The organism is Halorientalis sp. LT38, assembly GCF_037031225.1.
Lineage (GTDB): Archaea > Halobacteriota > Halobacteria > Halobacteriales > Haloarculaceae > Halorientalis > Halorientalis halophila.
Genome location: NZ_JAYEZN010000001.1, coordinates 876,892 through 896,251, shown reverse-complemented (window position 1 = coordinate 896,251; position 19,360 = coordinate 876,892). Strand labels below are relative to the sequence as shown.

The 19,360-nt window shown below is 69.2% G+C and carries 20 protein-coding genes; 8 read left to right on the top strand and 12 right to left on the bottom strand.

The window, feature by feature from the left end; all coding sequences use genetic code 11:
* Positions 1-25: 25 nt before the first annotated feature.
* Genes U5918_RS04775 through U5918_RS04760 form a run of 4 tightly spaced genes read right to left on the bottom strand, consistent with a single transcriptional unit; the run spans position 26 to position 4,789 of the window.
* Positions 26-1,738 carry a type II secretion system protein gene (locus tag U5918_RS04775; RefSeq protein ID WP_335999874.1) on the bottom strand — a complete coding sequence of 571 codons (1,713 nt, stop codon included), beginning with the start codon at positions 1,736-1,738 and terminating at the stop codon, positions 26-28.
* A complete protein-coding gene (locus U5918_RS04770; RefSeq protein WP_335999873.1) occupies positions 1,738-3,648 on the bottom strand; it encodes an ATPase, T2SS/T4P/T4SS family in 1,911 nt (636 codons plus the stop codon). The genes U5918_RS04775 and U5918_RS04770 overlap by 1 nt, the downstream gene beginning before the upstream one ends.
* 26 nt (positions 3,649-3,674) lie before the next feature.
* Complete coding sequence (locus tag U5918_RS04765; RefSeq protein ID WP_335999872.1) at positions 3,675-4,169, bottom strand: DUF7311 family protein; 495 nt, start codon at positions 4,167-4,169, stop codon at positions 3,675-3,677.
* Positions 4,169-4,789, bottom strand: a complete 621-nt coding sequence (locus tag U5918_RS04760) for a DUF7310 family coiled-coil domain-containing protein (RefSeq protein WP_335999871.1) — start codon at positions 4,787-4,789, stop codon at positions 4,169-4,171. Before U5918_RS04760 ends, U5918_RS04765 begins: the two co-directional genes overlap by 1 nt.
* A 134-nt stretch (positions 4,790-4,923) precedes the next feature.
* Here U5918_RS04760 and U5918_RS04755 point away from each other — a divergent pair, with 134 nt between their 5' ends.
* The gene (locus U5918_RS04755) at positions 4,924-6,003 is read left to right on the top strand and encodes a tubulin/FtsZ family protein (protein WP_335999870.1); all 1,080 of its coding nucleotides are present in this window, start codon (positions 4,924-4,926) and stop codon (positions 6,001-6,003) included.
* On the opposite strand, the gene U5918_RS04750 is transcribed toward U5918_RS04755, so the two are convergent.
* Positions 6,004-6,411, bottom strand: a complete 408-nt coding sequence (locus tag U5918_RS04750) for a cupin domain-containing protein (protein WP_335999869.1) — start codon at positions 6,409-6,411, stop codon at positions 6,004-6,006.
* Between the two features lie 116 nt (positions 6,412-6,527).
* On the opposite strand from U5918_RS04750, the gene U5918_RS04745 reads away from it, so the two are divergent.
* A complete protein-coding gene (locus tag U5918_RS04745) occupies positions 6,528-6,821 on the top strand; it encodes a DUF5789 family protein (RefSeq protein ID WP_335999868.1) in 294 nt (97 codons plus the stop codon).
* Positions 6,822-6,876: 55 nt separating this feature from the next.
* Positions 6,877-7,314 (top strand): DUF302 domain-containing protein, encoded by a 438-nt coding sequence (locus tag U5918_RS04740; RefSeq protein WP_335999867.1) that lies wholly within the window; start codon positions 6,877-6,879, stop codon positions 7,312-7,314.
* On the opposite strand, the gene U5918_RS04735 is transcribed toward U5918_RS04740, so the two are convergent.
* On the bottom strand, positions 7,311-7,565 hold the full coding sequence (locus U5918_RS04735; protein ID WP_335999866.1) for a Sec-independent protein translocase subunit TatA/TatB: 255 nt from the start codon (positions 7,563-7,565) through the stop codon (positions 7,311-7,313). The genes U5918_RS04740 and U5918_RS04735 overlap by 4 nt on opposite strands.
* Before the next feature lie 86 nt (positions 7,566-7,651).
* Positions 7,652-8,908 (bottom strand): DNA repair protein NreA, encoded by a 1,257-nt coding sequence (gene nreA, locus U5918_RS04730; RefSeq protein ID WP_335999865.1) that lies wholly within the window; start codon positions 8,906-8,908, stop codon positions 7,652-7,654.
* A 99-nt stretch (positions 8,909-9,007) separates the two neighbouring features.
* Here nreA and U5918_RS04725 point away from each other — a divergent pair, with 99 nt between their 5' ends.
* Positions 9,008-10,696, top strand: coding sequence for a histidine kinase N-terminal 7TM domain-containing protein (locus U5918_RS04725; RefSeq protein WP_335999864.1), 1,689 nt, complete (start codon positions 9,008-9,010; stop codon positions 10,694-10,696).
* 23 nt (positions 10,697-10,719) lie between these two features.
* On the opposite strand, the gene U5918_RS04720 is transcribed toward U5918_RS04725, so the two are convergent.
* Entirely contained in the window at positions 10,720-11,691 is a 972-nt protein-coding gene (locus U5918_RS04720) for a transcription initiation factor IIB (protein WP_335999863.1), read from the bottom strand.
* A gap of 193 nt (positions 11,692-11,884) precedes the next feature.
* On the opposite strand from U5918_RS04720, the gene rnhA reads away from it, so the two are divergent.
* Positions 11,885-12,478, top strand: a complete 594-nt coding sequence (gene rnhA / locus U5918_RS04715) for a ribonuclease HI (RefSeq protein WP_335999862.1) — start codon at positions 11,885-11,887, stop codon at positions 12,476-12,478.
* A complete protein-coding gene (locus U5918_RS04710; RefSeq protein ID WP_335999861.1) occupies positions 12,471-13,142 on the top strand; it encodes a DUF7108 family protein in 672 nt (223 codons plus the stop codon). The genes rnhA and U5918_RS04710 overlap by 8 nt, the downstream gene beginning before the upstream one ends.
* Here the strand turns inward: U5918_RS04710 and U5918_RS04705 are convergent.
* Positions 13,123-13,482, bottom strand: a complete 360-nt coding sequence (locus tag U5918_RS04705; protein WP_335999859.1) for a PadR family transcriptional regulator — start codon at positions 13,480-13,482, stop codon at positions 13,123-13,125. The two genes, U5918_RS04710 and U5918_RS04705, sit on opposite strands and share 20 nt — an antisense overlap.
* A gap of 274 nt (positions 13,483-13,756) precedes the next feature.
* On the opposite strand from U5918_RS04705, the gene U5918_RS04700 reads away from it, so the two are divergent.
* Positions 13,757-14,287, top strand: a complete 531-nt coding sequence (locus U5918_RS04700) for an inorganic diphosphatase (protein WP_335999858.1) — start codon at positions 13,757-13,759, stop codon at positions 14,285-14,287.
* On the opposite strand, the gene U5918_RS04695 is transcribed toward U5918_RS04700, so the two are convergent.
* Complete coding sequence (locus U5918_RS04695) at positions 14,284-15,567, bottom strand: carboxylate--amine ligase (RefSeq protein WP_335999857.1); 1,284 nt, start codon at positions 15,565-15,567, stop codon at positions 14,284-14,286. The genes U5918_RS04700 and U5918_RS04695 overlap by 4 nt on opposite strands.
* A 592-nt stretch (positions 15,568-16,159) precedes the next feature.
* Here U5918_RS04695 and U5918_RS04690 point away from each other — a divergent pair.
* Complete coding sequence (locus U5918_RS04690) at positions 16,160-17,506, top strand: alkaline phosphatase family protein (protein ID WP_335999855.1); 1,347 nt, start codon at positions 16,160-16,162, stop codon at positions 17,504-17,506.
* A 22-nt stretch (positions 17,507-17,528) separates the two neighbouring features.
* Here the strand turns inward: U5918_RS04690 and U5918_RS04685 are convergent, their stop codons facing one another.
* Together U5918_RS04685 and U5918_RS04680 are read right to left on the bottom strand one after the other, a co-directional pair.
* Positions 17,529-17,942 carry a universal stress protein gene (locus U5918_RS04685; protein ID WP_335999853.1) on the bottom strand — a complete coding sequence of 138 codons (414 nt, stop codon included), beginning with the start codon at positions 17,940-17,942 and terminating at the stop codon, positions 17,529-17,531.
* A 37-nt stretch (positions 17,943-17,979) separates the two neighbouring features.
* Entirely contained in the window at positions 17,980-19,227 is a 1,248-nt protein-coding gene (locus tag U5918_RS04680) for an inorganic phosphate transporter (protein ID WP_335999850.1), read from the bottom strand.
* Positions 19,228-19,360: the final 133 nt, after the last annotated feature.

Genomic DNA, 19,360 nt, shown 5'->3' with positions numbered 1-19,360 from the left:
TGGTCCCGTTCCGGTACTTAAGCATTCAGACGAAGAGGCCGACCGCGTGGATCGCGGCGAGATAGGTGCCAGTGGCGACCAGCAGCGCCCAGCCGACGCGGTAGCCGACCAGCGAGCGGTCGAGGCCGTGGGCCAGCCCGGTCGAGAGCGTCGTCAGGATCGCCGCCAGGACGAGGGCGTACGCGCCCACGGCGAGGCCGAGGCCGGCCGTTCCGTACCCCGGCGCGGTGCCGAACGCCGCGCCAGCGTCCATCCCGGAAGCCAGCGCGACGGTCGCACCGGCCACGAGCGGCCCGAAGAAGGCGGCCGTGTTGGCCAGCGTCCCGGTCACGGACCCGATCTCGCGGCGCGCCTCTCGTTCGACCGCGGCCAGTTCCTCGACGTTGTCCGCCATGGCGACGATGGCCCCACCTGCCGGTCGCCCCTCGCTCGCCGCCAGCGCGAGCAGCGTGGCCGTGCTCCGGGCCCGCGTGCTGGGGACGGTCGCGAGCGCCCCGCGTTCGCCGAGGAAGGCCTCGCGGACCCCGATCTTGAGCCGGCGCTGTCGCCTGGCAGCGTCGGTTAGCACCGTTCCCGTGGCACCGCCGACCTCCTCGGCCGCGGTCGCGACCGCGCGCTCGACGGCCTCGCCCTCCTCGACCCGGCGCCCGATCTGGTAGAGCGCGTCGGCCAGTCCGTCCTCGACCGCCCGGACGCGCTCGCGAACGGCCGTGATTGGGCGGTAGTATATCACGAGCGCGGCCCCACAGCCGCAGCCGACCGCTGCCAGCGGCCCCGTCCACGGGGCGACGAGGCTGCGTGCCAGGACCCACGCACCGGCCCCGGCAACGATTCCCGTAGCTGGCGCGGGCCAGCGACGACTCGGCACGTCGGGGTGCTCTCGACCGACCGCAGGGGGCGGAAACGTGACCGGTCGCCGGATCAGTATCCAGCCGCTCGCGGCCACGAGCACGGCGGGCAGGAGTAGGTCGTAGAGGGCGACGATCGCGGCCAGTGGGACGGATCCACCGGTCATCCCGACCGCCGGGAGCATCGCCACCAGCGCGAGCGGGAGCAGGACGCCGAATGCGTAGAGTCCCGTGGTGGGGCCCTGTAGCCCGGCGGCGAACTCGGCCATCCGGTCGCGGGTCCCGTCGAGCACCGCCGCCATCCCGCGGTCGAGTGCCCGGCCGCGCTCCCCCTCGGGGGCAGTGCCCGCCGATTCGACGAGCAGGAGGCTCCGCCGCAGCGCAGGGAACCACTCGTCCCACTCCGCGGTGAACGCGGGGAACCCGGACCCCGCGCGGCCGGCGGCGCGGCGGACGTGTTCGCCCAGGCTGTCCGCCAGCGGTCCCTGACCGGTCTCGGCCGCGAAGGCCGCCGCTGTCTCCGTCGCGGGCGAGATCCGCATCCGGAGGACCGCGCGGCTCACGAGCGCCGGCGCTTCCCCGAGCGCGCGTGTCCGCCGGGCCGTCGCGAGCACCTGCGGGCCGGCGTGGACGGCGTGGACGACCCCGAGAGCGAGGGCCCCACCGCCAGCCAGGACCAGCGGCGTCGTTCCCGCCGGCGCGAGAACGGTGGCGAGGACGACGAGTGGCACGCACAGCAGCGCCGCCCCGTACCCGGCCCTGACCACCGTCTCGGGGGACAGGTCGGACCCGACGAATCCCAGCGCCCGGTCGAGGTTGGCGCTCCCTTCGGCGTCCCAGGGGTAGAGCCGTGCGATCAGTCGGACGGCTCGTTCGAGATCGCCCGTCATCACTCTCGCCGCCGTGCGTGGGCCGCACAGACCGTTCCGGGCTCGGTTCGGCCGCTGTCCGCGAGCTCGGACAGCCAGCGCGCCCGGTCGTCCATTCGATCCCGGACGGCCGCGTAGCGCTCCGTCGAGCGGGCCAGGCCCTCGAGCAGGCGACTGTTTCCGCGGTCGATCCGACCGGTCGGGACCAGCTCACCGTCGGCGAGTTCGAAGAGGGGCTCGAAGACGACGCCGTCACCCTCCCGGGTCACGACCTCTTCGATCCGTTTGACTCGGCGGGCGCGGCCGGCTGGAGATTCGTAGGGTTCGAGCGTCACGAGCAGGTCGGTCGCGCCGAAGGATGACTCGGGGACGCCGAGGTCGGTCACGACTCGCTCCCGGACGGCCCGGCCGCCGTCGCCGTGGATGGTTCCGAGTACCGCGCTGCCGCTCGCGCCGACTCGCATCGCTTCGTAGAGGACGCCGGCCTCCTCGCCGCGGACTTCGCCGAGCACCAGCGCCCCCTCCCCGAGCCGGAGGGCCGTCCTCAGGGCGGCAGCCGGGGTGAACGCCGCCCCGTCGCCGTCCCCGACGCGGAGGGGCTGCACGTCCCGGCCCGTCTCCTGCAACTGCTCGACGGGTAACTCCGGCGTGTCCTCGATGACGACCGTCCGGGTTTCGGCCGGCAGTTCCCACAGCAGGGCGCCAAGCAGGGTGGTCTTGCCCGCACCGCGGGTGCCGGCCAGCAGCGTCGCGGCGTCGCGCTCGACGGCCAGCGAGAGGAGCGCGGCCGCCTCGGCCGAGAGGGTCTCGTTCGCCACCAGCGCCGGCAGCGTCCACGCCTCGCGCTCGTGGGCGCGGAAGGCGAAAGCCACGCCCTCACTGACCGGTTCGGTGACGCCCGCGACCCGGACCCGTCGGTCCCCGACCGTCGCCGTCGCGTCCAGCGACGGGGTCGCCCGGGAGAACGCCCGCCCGCTCTCCCGGCGGAAGCGCGAGGCCAGCGCCTCGACGCCGGCGTCGGTGAGCCGGACGTTCGTCGTCAGCGTCTCGCCGTCGACGTGGGCGCGGATCCGGTTGTGCGTCGCGGGTGCGGTCACGAACACGTCGGAGACGCGCTCGTCGGCGAAGAAGTCCGCCAGGACGCCGTACCCCCGGGTGTGTTTCTCGAGGACGGCTCCCAGCTGCCGAACCGTCGCACCGGTCTCGGGTCCGGTCGCGTCCCGGCCCACGACGCGTCTCACGGCCCGACCCGGTGCCCGCTCCCCGCCTGACACCGCGCCGCTGGCCAGCCGGTCGTAGGCCGCCGCCAATCGCTCGGTCGACGCTGCGTCGAACCCGTGTTCGAGCGGTTCCAGGTGGTAGGTTCGCCGCTCGCTCGACGGCTCCTCGTAGATCCGGACGACCGCGCCGGTGTCGAGTTCTCGTCGGGAGACGAACTGCGCCGTCGGCGGCGGCTGGAGTCGCACCCGCGACCGGCCGATCGTCGGCCCCACTGCGGGGGCGAGCAAGTCCTCGTAGCCCTCGGCCCGGGCGGCCAGTTCCGACAGTCCGGTCTCGGCCGCGAGTGTCGCGACCGGCCCCGCTCGCCCGGTTGCGGCCCGGGCCGCTTCAAGCGGGTCACGGAGCGCCCGATCGGCCAGCGACTCGTCGTGGAACGCGGCGGCGTCCGCGAAGCGTCCCGCGGCGACCAGTGCGGCCGCCGCGTCGTCCTCGTAGGCCCGTTCGAGGCCCGCGGCGCGCGTCAGCACCGTCTCGGCGTCTCGGTCCCGGAGCGCTGCCACGACCGCTGCCCGACAGGCCGGTTCGGTTCCGAGTCGGCCCTCACCCGGACAGTCGTCGGCGTCCACCGCGAGCCGGTCGCCGTCGAACGACGCGTCACAGCGACAGGCGTCGTTCTCGTCGGTGCCGCGAACGCGACTGAGCACTCCCATGGCCGTCGCTCGTCCCGTTCCCGGACTTAAACCTCCGGGAGCCGGCGGACACCGACGACCGGTCGGTCGTCGCGCTCGAGGAGCGTCAGCGCCAGCCGGTGCTCGCCCGGCGATTCGAGTACCAGCGGCTCCGCGACGAGGTCGCCGTCCCGGAGCCAGGCGATCCGGATTTCGGGGAGACGCCTGGTCGCCGTCGCTCCCTCTGCGACTCGCCACGCGAGGTCCACGCCGGTCCGATTCGACGACGCCGAGCCGTCAGGGATTCCCCCGATGGCGAGGACGTCGACGCCGGCTGCCGTCCGGGACCTCGCGGGGAGGTCGACGGTGACGATCCGTCGAGCACCCGGCGACCCGGTCGTGGCGCTCTCGCGCTCGCGCAGGTCCGCGACCGCCGTCTCGAGTCGGTCGGCCTCGGCGGCGAGCTGTCCCCCCGTGCGCTCTCGGGCCGCGCTCTGGACCCCGGGTGCGCTGGCCGCCAGGAGCGCCGTCGCGAGGAGCACCGCCAGGACGGGCCGGAGCATCACAGCGCGTCGCGCAGTCCCGCGAGCAACCCGTCGCCGTCGTCGCCGTCCGTTTCGGACGGGGTGGCGTGTGAGTCCCGCGGCCGTCCGCGTGCGGAGCGGTGTCGCTCTCGGGCTGGGTCAGGTCCGGGTCGCCCGCGCGCAGCATCTCGGCCCCGCTGGTCGCTGGTTTCGGTGATCCGTCGTGCCACCTCGCCGGGCGTCTCCTCGCGACGACCCTCGTCGGTTCGCTCGTCCACCGTGTGTTCCTCGCGCGGGGGTGTCTCCCGTCCGCTGGGCCCGGGAGTCGAATTTCTGGCCGGGTCCGCGCTGCCGTCCGGTCGGCGGTCGCCGGATCCGTCGACCCGTTCTTCGAGGGCCTCGGCCTTCGCGAGCGCCGCGTCGGCTCGCCGTTCGACGTCCCGGTTGACGGTGCGCACGTTCCCGACGTATCCGCGGACCGCCTGGACGCTCGCCGCCAGGTCGTCCAGCCGGGATTCGAGTTCTTCGACCCGGTCCGTCAGGGAATCCAGTTCCCGGCCGTGGTCGGCCGCCCCCGCGACCCCAGAGAGGTCGGCCTCCCCGTCGGCCAGCGCCCGTTCGACCGCTTCGAGCCGCGCCTCGATGTCCTCATCGACCATGTGTGCGGCTGCTCCCGTCCCGGTATTTGAAGGCTCGGGTCCCCCAGGGGCTCCGATCTGGGGCCGGTCAGGTGCGACCCGTGGACGCTTTTTTCACCCAACCTTTGATTAGTCGCCCACACGTCTGTGGCGATATGAAAGTCGTCCTGATTGGTGTCGGACAGGCGGGGGGCAAGATCGCCCAGGCCCTCGCCGAGTTCGACTACGACCGCGGGTTTGGGGCGGTACAGGGGGCCTTCGCCGTCAATACGGCCCGCGCGGATCTCCAGAACCTCGAGATAGATACGATGCTGGTCGGCCAGGACCGGGTGAAAGGCCACGGCGTCGGCGGCGACAACGAACTCGGCGCCGAGATCATGCAGGCCGAAGCCACCGAGGTCATGGACGAACTCGACGGCCGGGTCACCAGCGAGGCCGACGCCGTCTTCGTCGTCGCGGGGCTCGGCGGCGGCACCGGGAGCGGCGGCGCGCCGATGCTCACGCGCGAACTCAGCCGCGTCTACACCATGCCGATCTACGGCATCGGCGTCCTCCCCGGACGGGACGAGGGGGCCATCTACCAGGCCAACGCCGGCCGCTCGCTCAAGACCTTCACCCGCGAGGCCGACTCGGTGCTCGTCATCGACAACGACGCCTGGAAGTCCTCCGGCGAGAGCGTCGAGGAGGGATTCTCGGCCATCAACGACCGCATCGCCGAGCGCGTCGGCCTCCTGCTCGCCGCCGGCGAGGTCGTCGAGGGCGTCGGCGAGTCCGTCGTCGACTCCTCGGAGATCATCAACACGCTCAAAAACGGCGGCATCGCGTCGCTGGGCTACGCCTCCGCGAAGGCCGACGAGGACGCCGGCGAGAACATCAACGCCATCACCTCCACCGCGCGGAAAGCCCTCCTCACCGGGACCAGCCTCCCGCAGGCGGTCAAAGCCGACAAGGCCCTCCTCGTCATCGCGGGCCACCCCGACCGCATCGCCCGGAAGGGCGTCGAACGCGCGCGCAAGTGGCTCGAAGAGGAGACCGGCAGCCTGGAAGTCCGGGGCGGCGACTTCCCCCTTTCGAGCGACCGCATCGCCGCCCTCGTCCTCCTCGGCGGGGTCGAGCGCTCCCAGCGCGTCCAGGAGTTCATGGACCGCGCTCGCGAGGCCAGCAAGCGGCAAGAGGAATCGGCGGGCACAGCGAAGGACGCCTTCCAGAACGACCAGCTCGACGACCTGATGTAGTCAGGCCTCGTCGACGGGCGTGTACGTCTCCGGGTTGATGTCGGTCACGTTCGGCGAGCCCACGGCGAGGACGACCCCGCCGTCCGCGCTGGTGCAGACGTGCCCGTGACCGACCCCCGGCCCGGCCGCGAAGAAGGTCCCCTCCTCGGCGACGACCGTCTCGGTCTCCCCGGCGTCGCCGAGTTTCACCTCGAACTCGCCGTCGAGGACGTAGTACAGTTCCTCCTGGTCCTCGTGTTCGTGGTGGACCATCTCCTCGCCCTCCTCGAAGTACCAGAGGCTGGCGACGAGGTTCTCGGTCCCGAGTTCGGCCTGCACGCGGCGCACGTCGGGGTCGAACATGCCGTTCAGCGCCTCGTCCAGGTCCACTTTCGGTATCTCCTCGGTGTCGACGACTGCGTACTCCATGCACCGTTGACACCGGCGAGTAACAGATTCGTTGTCCCTCTGCAATGGGGTCGCTTATGGGCCCGCCGGCGCGCGGCATCGAAAAGCATAATCAGCGGCCCCGAGAACCCCCACGCATGGCTGAGGACGAGGAATCCGACGAGGACGAGGCGCCCGCCGTCGAACTCGGTGACGGCGAGTCCGTCGAGGGCGTCCCCCTCGCGCAGGTCTCCGCGCGGCTCATGTGGGGTATCGAGAAGAGCTACGTCCGAAAGCGCGAGGGCGACACGACCATCCGGACGCCCGACGGGCCCCGGGACCTCGGCGACGTGCTCGACGAGGTCGACCTCGCCTACTTCGAGAAGCGCCAGGAGTTCGAGGACGCGGTCCGCGACGTGATCGGCACCGGGCCGGTCCCGACCGCGGAGTGACGCCCTGTTCGCAGGTCGAGTCACCTTTTTCCCCGCCGCCAACTGATTATCTACGATGACGCTTCCGATAGACCCCAGTCTGATCGCGTCCGGTGACATCGGCGAGAAACGCGCGACCCTGGAGATGGACCACGAGGCGGCGATCGAACACACGCGCGAGACGTTCGCCGACGCCGGGTTCGGCGTCGCCGTCGAGTTCTCCGTCTCGGACATGCTGGCCGAGAAGATCGGTGCCGACCGCGACCCCTACTACGTGCTGGGGGCCTGCAACCCGGAGGTCGCCGACCGCGCGCTCGACGAGTGTATCGAACTCGGTGGGCTGATGCCCTGTAACGTGATCGTGCGCGAGGTCGAACCCGGGACACAGGAGGTCTACCACCTCTCGATCATGCGCGTCGCTTGCCTGATCGGACTGGCCGACGACGACGAAGCATGGGCCGACATCGTCGCGACGACGGGCGAATTCGTCGACGAAGCCTTCGAGAACCTCTAGGAATTCTCGCTGTCGCCGGTCTCGGCCGACTCCCGGCCCGCCCGTTCTGACTCGAGATCCGCGATCCGTTCTTCCAGTTCTTCGATCGTCTCGTCGCGGCGGAAGTACACTACTGCGCCGGCGACGATCAGCAGCGGCAGGCCGAACACGACGATGCCGACGAGCAAGATCACCAGCAGTTCCGGCGCGCCCGGCACGCCGGGGACGACGAGCGGGGACGAGACCAGGGCGGCGAACGACGACGGGACCATACGCGGCGGTACTCCCGGCGGGCGTTTCACTCTGTCGACGGGAGGGCGGTTTGGTCGGCGCCGTCCACGCTACGGCCACCGATCCGTCAGAAGTCCGTGATCTGTGCCTGCAGGCCCGAGACCATCTCGGACTTCCGGCGGAGCTGGGCCAGCGACACCGGGAAGTGCGGCGCGAGTTCGGTGAGCGCGTCGCGGAAGCTCTCGGCGACGCCGAGTTCCTGATCGAAGGCGTGGCGGATGCCCTCCCGGATCTGCCAGACGCCGACGGGGGCCCAGTACTCGGGCGTCGCGTGGCGGACGACGAACACCTTCGCCTGGCGGTCCCGGTCGCTGAGGTGTTCGAGGACCGCCAGTCGGGTGGCGTAGTAGGCACCGGAGGTCTCGTCGACGTAGGACGTGCGGCCCTCGTAGCCCTCGCTGTCTGCGGCCATGTACATCCCGGCGTCGGGGTCGGGGTTCCAGATGCTTCCCGGCGCTTTCAGCTCCACGAGCTCGAATTCCCAGTTTCCGGGGGTCATGATCACCCAGTAGGTGTTGCCCATGTACTCGTTGATCCGGACCTCCGTCTGGTCGATGGAGGGGCTGTTCCGGACGGTCCCCCGGAGGTACTGGCCCACCGTGTCGTCGACGGCCGTGATGGACCAGCGGGTGGGGACCAGCCGGCGATTGGCGCCCTGGCCCAGCGCGCCGGCCGAGAGGATGGTGTTGATCTCGTAGACGTCGAACCCCCGGCGGTAGAGGTAGGTCATCGCGCCGTCGGCCCGCCAGTCGTCGTCTTCGAGCGTCTTCTCGACCTCCAGGGGAACGGAGGGGTTCTCCGCGAGTTCGGCGTCGCGAGCGCGGGCCCGCGGGCCGCGGGGTGCGCCGATGTCGTCGAGGTCAACGTCCAGATCCGGCTGGCCGTCGAGGCCGATCTCGACGTCGACGGGCGTGTCGGCGATGGCCACCTCGCGCTGGACGCCGACGAAGCCGTCCCAGACGTCCTCGACGTTCACGTTCGATGAGCGGGTGGAGTTGAGCAGGCCGGTCCGGCGCTGGAACACCTCGTCGATGCCGTACCCCTGCTGGTACCAGTCGCCGCTCGTCACGTAGTCGGTCGGGTCGGTGTCCGGGCCGGCGACGGGGGAGAGCAGGCCGGTCGAGACGTCGGGGTAGTTCGAGCGCCCGACGAAGATCTCGGGCGCGGTCGACCCGAAGAGGGCGTCCCCCTGCACCGTCTCGTCTATCTGGCGCTCGACGTCGTCCAGGTACTCCGTGATGGCGTAGGACTTCTCCTCGGCCAGCCGCCGCAGGTCGGCCGACTCGTCGCGCTGGAAGTCCTCGATGAACTCGTCGAGGCGCATCTGGTTGGGCTTGGGGGCTCCGGGCTATGAATCTGTCCCGTTTCGGGGGCCCCGAACCGAGACTAGAACTAAGAACCCGCCATCCCTCTATCCACTGACATGGTGCTGGGTGTCTCGTGGCTCGTGCTCGCCCACGCCGCGACGGGGCTCGCCATCCTCGGGCTCTTCGCGCCGGTCTGGACGTTCAGGGAGCGGCCGGGCGCCCAGCTCTGGGCCGGCGTCGTCGCGCTGATGGCGGCGACGACGTTCGCCTTCGGGGCCGCGCTCCTGGTGTTCGATCCGGCGCTCCGGGTCGTGATGGAGGCCGTCTCGCTCGCGGGTCTGGTCTGGACGGCGCTGCTCTTCCTCTGTTTCGCGCTGGCGTACACGGGCCGGGCCCATCTGCTCCGGAGCTGGTGGCTGCGCGGCCTCGTCGTCGTCCAGGGCCTCGGGACCGCACTCTTGCTCTCGAACCCGAGTCACCACCTGCTGTGGACCGACTTCCGACTCGATCCCGTCTTCGGCGCCGCGGCGGTGGCGTACGCCGCCGAACCCGGACTCTACGTCCTCGCCGGCGTCACCTACCTGACCGTCGGCATCGGCATCGTCATGCTCGTCGAGACGGTCGCCAGCTACGGGCCCGCCTACCGTCGGCAGGCCATCGCCATCGCGACGACGCCGCTCTTTCCAGTGGGCGCGAGCCTCGTCTGGCTCCTCGAGATCGGGCCGTACCCCCAGCTGAACCTCATCGCGCTCTCCTTTCTCCCCCACCTCGTGCTCGACGTCTACGCCCTCTTCGGCCGGGACATGTTCGACCTCCCGCCGGGGTTGCGCCGGGCCGGCGAGCGCGCGGCGCTCGACGACCTCGGGAGCCCGGTGTTCATCGTCGCGGCCGACGGGCGGATCATCGAGACGAACTCCGCCGTCGAGCGACTGTTCGGACTCGACACGGCGGCCGCGCTGGCCCGACCCCTGAGCGACCTCCTGGGCCCGGACGTGGAGATGACGGCGGGCGAACAGCGGGTCGAACTGCGCGCCGACGGCGAGCGCAAGACCTTCAAGCTCGTCTTCTCGCCGTTCGAGACGCGGAGCGGGCTCCACGGCGGCTACACCGTCATCGCCCAGGACGTGACCGCCGAGATCCAGCGCAAACAGCGTCTCGAGGTCCTGAACCGCATCCTCCGGCACAACCTCCGGAACGACCTCAACGTCGTCCAGTTGCACGCCCAGGAACTGGAACTGTCGCTGTCGGACCCCGAGTCGCGCCGCCACGCCGCGGCCATCGAGGACGTCTCGAGCGACCTCGTCTCCCTGGGCGAGAAGGCCCGCTGGGCGGCCCAGGCCCTCGAAGCGGTCAGTTCCCACCCCGTCACGATCCGGGACCTCCTCGAGGACGTCGTCGCCGACGTCGGCGAGACGTACCCGGACGCGAGCGTCGAACTCGACGTGCCGGCGGACGCGACGCTCCACACCGATCCCGAGGTGCTGACGCTCGTGTTCACGAGCGTGCTGGAGAACGCCATCGAACACAACGACGGCGACCCGAGCGTCACGATCACGGTCACGGACGACGGCGCCGATTCGCTCCGGGTCCGGATCAGCGACGACGGCCCCGGCATCCCCGCCCACGAGCGCCGCGTGATCGAGGACGGCGGCGAGACGGCGCTCGACCACGGGAGCGGCGTCGGCCTCTGGCTCATCCACTGGGGCGTGACGCTGCTGGGCGGCGACGTCTCGTTCGAGGTCGACGGGGACGGGACGACCGTGGCGATCAGGCTCCCGACCTCTGGCGATCCGGACGGGACCTGACCGGCGAAAACGGCGGGTGGGCGTTAGCTGTGGATTCCCATGGCTTCGATCTGTTCCTGGTAGCGATTCCGGATGGTGACTTCGGTGACCTGGGCGACGTCTGCGACCTCGCGCTGGGTCTTCTTCTCGTTACAGAGCAGGGAGGCGGCGTAGATGGCCGCGGCGGCGTAGCCCGTCGGGGATTTCCCCGAGAGCAGGCCCTTCTCGGCCGTGGTATCGATGATCTCGTTGGCTTTCGACTGGACCTCTTCGCTGAGGTTCAGTTCCGAGCAGAACCGGGGGACGTACTTCTGGGGGTCGACCGGCTCCATCTCGAGTCCCAGTTCCTGGGAGATGTAGCGGTAGGTCCGCCCGATCTCCTTGCGCTCGACCCGGGAGACCTCCGAGATCTCCTCCAGACTGCGTGGGATCCCCTCCTTCCGACAGGCCGCGTAGAGGGCGCTCGTGGCGACGCCCTCGATGGAGCGGCCGCGGATGAGGTCCTCGCTCAGCGCCCGCCGATAGATCACCGACGCGACCTCGCGGACCGACCGCGGGACCCCGAGCGCCGACGCCATCCGATCGATCTCGGAGAGGGCGAACTGCAGGTTGCGTTCGCCGGCGTCCTTGGTCCGGATGCGCTCCTGCCACTTTCGCAGCCGGTGCATCTGGCTCCGCTTCTTCGAGGAGATCGACCGCCCGTAGGCGTCCTTGTCCTTCCAGTCGATGGTCGTCGTCAGCCCCTTGTCGTGCATCGTCTTCGTCGTCGGGGCGCCGACGCGCGATTTCTCCTGGCGTTCCTGATGGTTGAACGCCCGCCACTCCGGGCCCGGATCGATGTTCTCTTCCTCGATCACGAGGCCGCAGTCGTCACAGATCAACTCGCCGCGGTCGGCGTCCTTGACCAGGTCGTCCGACTCGCACTCCGGACACGCGCGGACCCCCTCCTGGTCCCGGGATTCGGTCTCGGCCGAGGCATCGCGCTCGCGCTCCCGCTGACGGGTGGACCGTGTCATCGCACTTTTATAGTAGTACCACGAGACGGCTTAAATCCTTGGACAAATACTTTATGGTTCGTCCCGCGTGCGTCTGACGCTCGTTCCGGGCCGCTGCCCGCCGAATCTGGGGTCACGGGCGGTTTCCACTGGCGTCGGACGCGGCCGACGCCGACCACAACAGGTAAACCCGATCACCGGCGAGTCATCGCCAATGCCGGTCATCGAGTGCGACGTCGCCGCGGCCCGCGAACGGCTGGTCGAGGCCGGCGTCGACGTCCAGGAGGGCAACACCGAGCACGAACGCTGGCGGGCGTCCCACGGGGGCGCGACGGCCGTCGCCTACGACGGCAAAGTCGTGATCCAGGGCGACTCGCCCGCGGTGATCCAGGGCCTGCTCCGCGAGGACGGGGGTCGCGCGCACGTCTACTTCGACGGGGCCGCCCGGGGGAATCCGGGGCCCGCCGCCGTCGGCTACGTGATCGTCACCGGCGACGGCATCGCCGCCGAGGGCGGCGAACGGATCGGCCGCGCGACGAACAACCAGGCCGAGTACCAGGCGCTCATCACGGCCCTGGAAGTCGCCCGCGACCACGGGTTCGACACCGTCGAAGTACGGGGCGACTCGGAACTCATCGTCAAGCAGGTCCGCGGGGAGTACGACGCGAACGACCCGCAACTGCGCGAGCACCGGGTGACCGTCCGGGAACTGCTCGCCGGCTTCGACGACTGGTCGCTGTCGCACGTCCCGCGGGAGATAAACGACCGCGCCGACGACCTGGCGAACGAGGCCCTCGACGATGACTGACGAGACCCGCGATCCGGACCGGTCCGACGTCACCGACGTCGCCGTCGACGACGCTACGGACGTCGAGGAATCGACCGCCGGAGAGGGCCCCGACGACGCCGGGGATGCGGCCGACGTCCCGCCCGAGATCGTCGACGAGGTGGAGCGATTGACCCGCCTCGCCGACGACGCAGTGGACGACGCCGAGGCCGAGGCGTACCGGGAGCGACGCGCGTCGCTGCTCGACGAGTACGAGTACCGGGCCCGGGTGCGAGAGGACGACGCCCACGACACGCTGGTGCTCCACCCCGAGGAGTGGCTCGAGGACGGCGTCGCCCGCCTCGAAGCGATCGAGGACACCGACCGCGGGATCGAACGACCGCTGGGCGGACCGGGTGACGGCGAGGACTGGGAGGCGATCGACGACCGCAACCGCGAGATCGCCGCCGCGGTCGCCGAGGCACACGGCACGGTCCACGGCGAGAACGCCGCGGCGCTGGCCGACTTCATGAGCAACCATTACGCGAAACCGATCGACGCGGCGACCGAAGAAGAACTGGCGGAGTTCGTCACCGACTACTTCCGGCGGAACGCGTGGCCGAGCGACGAGCAACGCGACCTGGTCGATCGCTCGGTAGAACTGGCGCGCGAGACCGCTGACTCCCTCAGCGGGCCTGATCGATGAGCGCTTCGAGTTCGTCGGCGCGGCCGTCGTCGGTGACGAAGCGACCGAACACCCACGAGAGCTGATCGAGCAGGACGTCGTGACCTTCCTCGGTCAGGGCGTACTGGTTGGTCCGCTTGTCGAGTTCGCTCTTCTCGACGAGGCCCATCTCGACGAGGTCGTCGAGGTTCGGGTAGAGCCGCCCGTGGTTGACCTCCGAGTCGTAGTAGGACTCGAGTTCGCGCTTGATGGCCAGCCCGTATCGGGGCTCCTCGCTCAGGATGACCAGCACGTTTCGCTGAAACGCCGTGAGTTCCCGTGCGACCTCCAGGTCCGCGTCTACAGTTTGTGACTCTGACATGCTTAGCTAAATGTCACCACGATATTTAACGCTTGTCAACTCAGATCGAATTGTCGGCGTTTCGCCCCCAGCGTCCTGTGATTCCTCCGGACTATTCCGTCCCGGAATGAACAGGTCCGTGCGTCGGTCGTGTGATTCCATCGCCCTCTTGTCTGATTTGTTATTAGTATTCGGTACAAGCCAGTGATGGGCTTCCGGAGCGGTCGTGACCGATACCTACGACTCGGTACGGATTACGAAAGTACTTTTTGGCCGCCTGTCGCACGGGCAGGTGATGACGAACCTCTGGGAAGACCTCGAAACCGGGCCGAATCCGCCCGAGGAGATCCACGCGGTCGTCGAGTGTCTCAAAGGCGAACGCAACAAGTACGAGTACGACAAGGACGTCCCGGGAGTCGTCCTGGACCGGGTGCTCCACAGCAACGTCCATTACCCCTCCGACTACGGTTTCATCCCGCAGTCGTACTACGACGACGAGGACCCCTTCGACGTGCTCGTCCTCGTCGAGGACCAGACGTTCCCCGGCTGCGTCATCGAGGCTCGGCCGATCGCCCTGATGAAGATGGACGACGACGGCGAGCAGGACGACAAGGTCATCGCCGTCCCCACCGAGGACCCGCGCTTCGACCACCTCCAGAACCTCTCCGATATCCCCCAGCAGACCCTCGACGAGATCGACGAGTTCTTCGCGACCTACAAGAACCTCGAGGAAGGCAAGGAAGTCGAGACGCAGGGCTGGGAGGACAAGGGGGCCGCGATGGACGCCATCGAACACGCGATGGACCTCTACGAGTCGGAAGTCTAACCCAGCTTCCCCGCTTTCTTGGGATCCTCGGTCGTCGATGAGCGGTCGCCCTGCTCGTCGAGTCGGTCGCTCCCCGATCGGATCACCTCTCGGACGCCCTCGAGGAGCTTTCTCGGGAGCTGACTCAACAGCCAGGCCGTCGGAACCGGGTCCGAGGCCGAGACGAACGTGTGATCGGCCCGGACTACGTCGGCGAGAAACGGGGCGAGCGCGCGGACGTTCCGGTCGCGGAGCTGGTGGCCCAGCCACTCGACATCCTGTGTCGTCCGCCGCTGGACGACGTCGGTCCGGTAGTCGCCGTCGTGAGAGACCCACTCGCCGCACAGCTGTCGGTAGTGGAGCCAGGGGAAGTCGACGCCGCAGTTGATCGCGAAGGGGAGCGACCCCCAGTAGCGGCCGTTGACCTCGATGAGGACGTACTCGCCGTCGGGGCGCTGCATGAACTCGACCTGCGCGGGGCCAGTCCAGTCGAACGCGCCGATCACGCGCTCGGCGTAGCGTCGCATCTGGGGGTCGTCGACGACCCCGAGCAGCGCGGAACTCCCGCCCGATGGAGGAACGGTGCGGAGCCGACGCTCCTGGAAGTGCGCGCGGACGTCGCCCTCGTCGGCGAGGACCACCGTCGTCGTCGTCTCGCCGGGGACGTACTCCTGGACGATGGGCGGCCAGTCGCGCAGTTCCGGTTCCTGCGCGAGCAGCGAGCGATAGGTCGCCGTCAACTCGGCCGGGGAGTCCGCGTAGTTGCTGTCGCCGACGAGGTGGGTCGAGTACTCTCCCTCGTCGTTCCAGTAGGTCTTGCTGCGGGGTTTGACTACGACCGGGTAGGACAGGTCGTCGGCGATCGCCTCGACTTCCTCGATCGAGGACGGGGCGTGGGTCTCCGGACACGGGACGTCGACGCCGCGAAGGCGCTCGAAGAGACTGGCCTTGTCGAAGACCGTGCGGAAGGTGTCCCACTCCTCGACGGCCGGGACGGTTCCCGTCGCCGCGACCTCCTCGCCGTGTTTCGAGAGCAGGAACGTCATCCAGTCGGTCGGCCCGAACACGAACTCGTGCTCGGCGTCCTCGAGGTACGTGAGGAGGTGATCGAGAAATTCCCGGGCCCCATCTGCCGGACTGGGGTAGACGTACCGCCCGTCGCTGTGCCGCGAGAGCATCCCCAGCGTCGGCGCCTCGGGGCCACCCGCCACGACCCGGACGCCCTGTCGGCCCAGCGACCGCACGATGGAGAGTCCGCTCTGTTGCTGCGTGGTCAACACGAGCACGCTGCCAGTGGCCATACCCACTCGCGGACGCACGGCCGGATTAGTATTCGTTCGTTGTCCGGTGCAACGATGGCGCCCTTCGCTCGCCTGCCCGACACGACCCCGTTACGACCGTTCTACGCCTGACAGGAACCAGCGACCCGAACGCCGGCGTGCGCTGGCGGTCGGCGGTGTGCGGGGCACCGCCGACGAACACGCAGCGTATCCGCACGCGGGAAGCAACCTACCCGAGATCGCGGCAAGGGAAACCGGGACCGTGTCGTACCAACCCGCATCCAGCAGGCCGGTTCCCGGCCCGCGCCACCCGACCGATCGCCGTCCCCGGCGATACCCCAGGGTTATCACCGCCCCCACCGGCCATGTATTATGATTATGGGTAATTATTAGGGCGTGGGGCTCCCATTCTAGGTGTGATGGCGACCGAACAACGGCCAGTCGGCCTCTCCCACGTGACGGTGATCCCCGAGAACTTCGACTCTGCGGGCGAGCCCGCCCCAGCGGACGACGAGGCCCGCGAGTAAGGACAGGTTTTGCCGGTGTCGCGGACGGGGGTCTGTATTCCACCGCGAAAAGAAGCTTCTTGTGCCCGGTCCCGGTAACGAGCGGTATGGGTCTGTTCGACCGGCTTCGTGGCGACGACGGTCCCCGTGTTGCCTTCTTCGGCATCGACGGGGTCCCGTACAGCATGCTCGCGGAGCATTTCGACGAGTTCGAGAACCTCGCGGCGCTGGCCGAGGAGGGCAGCGCCGGGGCGATCGACAGCATCGTGCCGCCCGAGTCCAGCGCCTGCTGGCCCTCGCTGACGACCGGCGTCAACCCCGGGGAGACCGGCGTCTATGGCTTCCAGGATCGAGAAGTCGGCTCCTACGAGACCTACGTCCCGATGGGTCGGGACGTCCAGGCGACGCGCATCTGGGACCGCGTCCACGACGCCGACCGGCAGGCGACCGTGATGAACGTCCCCGTGACCTTCCCGCCCCAGCGCGACGTCCAGCGGATGGTCTCGGGCTTCCTCTCGCCCGGCATCGACAAGGCGGCCTACCCTGACGAACTCCGCGACCACCTCGAAGAGATCGATTACCGGATCGACGTCAACGCCAAACTCGGTCACGACGAGGACAAGTCGGAGTTCATCGAGGACGCCCACGAGACCATCGACCGCAACCACGAGGCGTTCAAGAACTACGTCGAGGAAGACGACTGGGATCTGTTCTTCGGCGTCTACATGACGACCGACCGGGTCAACCACTTCCTGTTCGAGGACTACGAGCACGACGGCGAGTACAAGGAGGAGTTCCTCGAGTTCTACCGGAAGGTCGACCGCTACCTCGGCGAGATGCGCGACCTGCTGCCCGAGGACGTGACGATGGTCGTCGCCTCGGACCACGGGTTCACCACGCTGCACCACGAGGTCCACTGCAACGAGTGGCTCGCCCGGAACGGCTGGCTCAGCTACGAGGACGACGACCACGAGGAACTGGGCGACATCGCCGAGGAGACGAAGGCCTACTCGCTGATCCCCGGCCGCTTCTACATCAACCTCGAGGACCGCGAACCCCGCGGCAGCGTCCCCCAGGACGAGTACGAGGCCGTCCGCGACGAACTCCAGGCCGAACTCGAAGCGCTAGAGGGACCGGACGGCACCAAAGTCGCCGAGCGCGTCGTGACCAAGGAGGACGCCTTCCGCGGCGACCACGCCGACATCGCCCCCGACCTGGTCGTCGTCCCGAACCACGGCTTCGACCTCAAGTCCGGGTTCAAGGGCGACGAGGACGTCTTCGGGAAGGGTCCGCGTAACGGGATGCACAGCTTCGACAACGCCTGCCTGTTCGTCGACGACCCCGACGCGCGCATCGAGGACGCCGACCTGCTGGACATCGCGCCGACGCTGATGGACCTGCTCGATCTGGACTACGACCGGACGGCCTTCGACGGGTCGACGCTGCTGTCCTGAGCGGCGGCTCGTCCCCTCGTTCTCACCGGACGACCGTCACCGGCACCGGCGACCGCCGGAATATCTTCTCCGCGACGTTGCCGATCACCAGCTGGTCCGCCACCGAACCGCCGTGACTCCCGATGACGACCGTATCGTAGTCCCCGGCGGCGTCGAGGATCGCCCGTGCCGGGTGGCCGGTCCGGACGTCCACGTCGACCTCCATGTCGTGTTCGGCCGCGATTTCGCCGGCCCTGTCGGCCACCGCTTGCCCGTGTTCTTCGGCCACTTTTTGCATGTCGTCGGCCAGGGCTATCGCCACCGCCTCTCCCCACATGAACGAGGGCTCGCCGACGACGGTCAGCACGGTGATCTCGGCGTCGTCGTGCACGTCGAGTGCGTATTCGAGCGCCCGTTCGGCCATCTCCGAGTCGTCCATCGGAACGAGAACGCGCATGTCTCCCCCTTCGACCAGCACGGGGAAACCCCTTGGGTCACAGCAGGAAGGCAAAGAGGAGATAGGAGCCGACGACGGACAGCACCGGCGAGAGCACCCACAGCGTGACGATTCTGGCCGTGGCGGCCGGGTCGAACAGGCTCTCGGCGCTCACTTCCTCGGGCGCCTCGGCACCGATCTCCGGGACCGCCACGTCGTCGGGAGCCTCGGTCGGTGCCTCGGCCGCTCCCGTGGCCAGGTCGCCGACGGTCGGGCCCGGTGACTCCTCGGCCGCCGGCGAGGCGGTCAGCGACCCCGTGGTCAGATCCGTCCCGCTATCGTCCCGGGGCTTCGGGTTTGCCAATTCGACGATGGTCGCCGTCCGGCTGGCCCGGCCCCAGCCCAGACCGATGATACAGCAGGTCGTGCTCACGGCCAGGCTCGCCGGGATTCCCAGCTGTGAGAGGACGGTGATGATGGTCGCGCCGACCAGCGAGACGATCAGCGCCGCCAGGATCGGCAGGTCGGTGATGTCGTCGCCGACCGTCGCGAGGGTCCGCCGGGCGATGGTGAACCCACCGAGGCCGATGGCGCCGACCGCCAGCAGGATGCCCTGTCCCATCGTGATCGACCCGTTCCCGACCAGCGGCGCGACGGCGTTGGCCGCGTTGGACGCCCCGGCACTGAAGCCCATGTAGCAGGCGATCACCAGCACCAGTGCGGCCCCGACGAGGTCCCGCGGCGCTGCGTTCTCGTTGAGCCCGGGCCGGGGGATGGTCCCCGAACGGTCGACGCGAAGCAACGGATCGCGCATCCGGCCGAAGGAGAGTCGGGCGTCGAGGTGTGGATAGAGGTACCGGCCGATGACGCCGCCGATGGCGAAGCCGATCAGGGGGGCGACGATCCACGCCGAGACGATGGTGAACATGAGTTCGGCGTTCAGCGTCCCCGTCGCCAGGCCGAGGCCCACGATGGCCCCGACGGCGGTCATCGACGTCGAGGCCGGCACGCCGTAGATGTTGGAGACGAGCAGGGCCAGACCCGTGAAAAAGAGGACGCCGACGCTGGCGGTCGGGGAGAACTGCGCGGCGGGGACGATCCCGTCGCTCATCGTGTCGATGACGTTCCGACCGACCGTCCACGCGCCGGCGAAGGCGAAAATCGTGAACAGCCCCGCGGCGGTCGTCTTGCGCACGATCCGGCTCCCGACCGCCGGGCCGAAGGCGACCCCGGTCGAGGAGCCCCCGATGTTGTAGCCGACGAACGCGGCCACCGCGATTCCGACGAGGACGAGTGTCGAGACCATGTTCGTGAGAATCCCGTTAGGGGTTGGTATCGATACACGACCGTGCCCCTTCGGTCTGTCGCCGGTCACGACGTCCCGAGCAGGCCCACGGTGTGCAGAGCACAAAGGGTACGATATCTGAACAAATATAGTC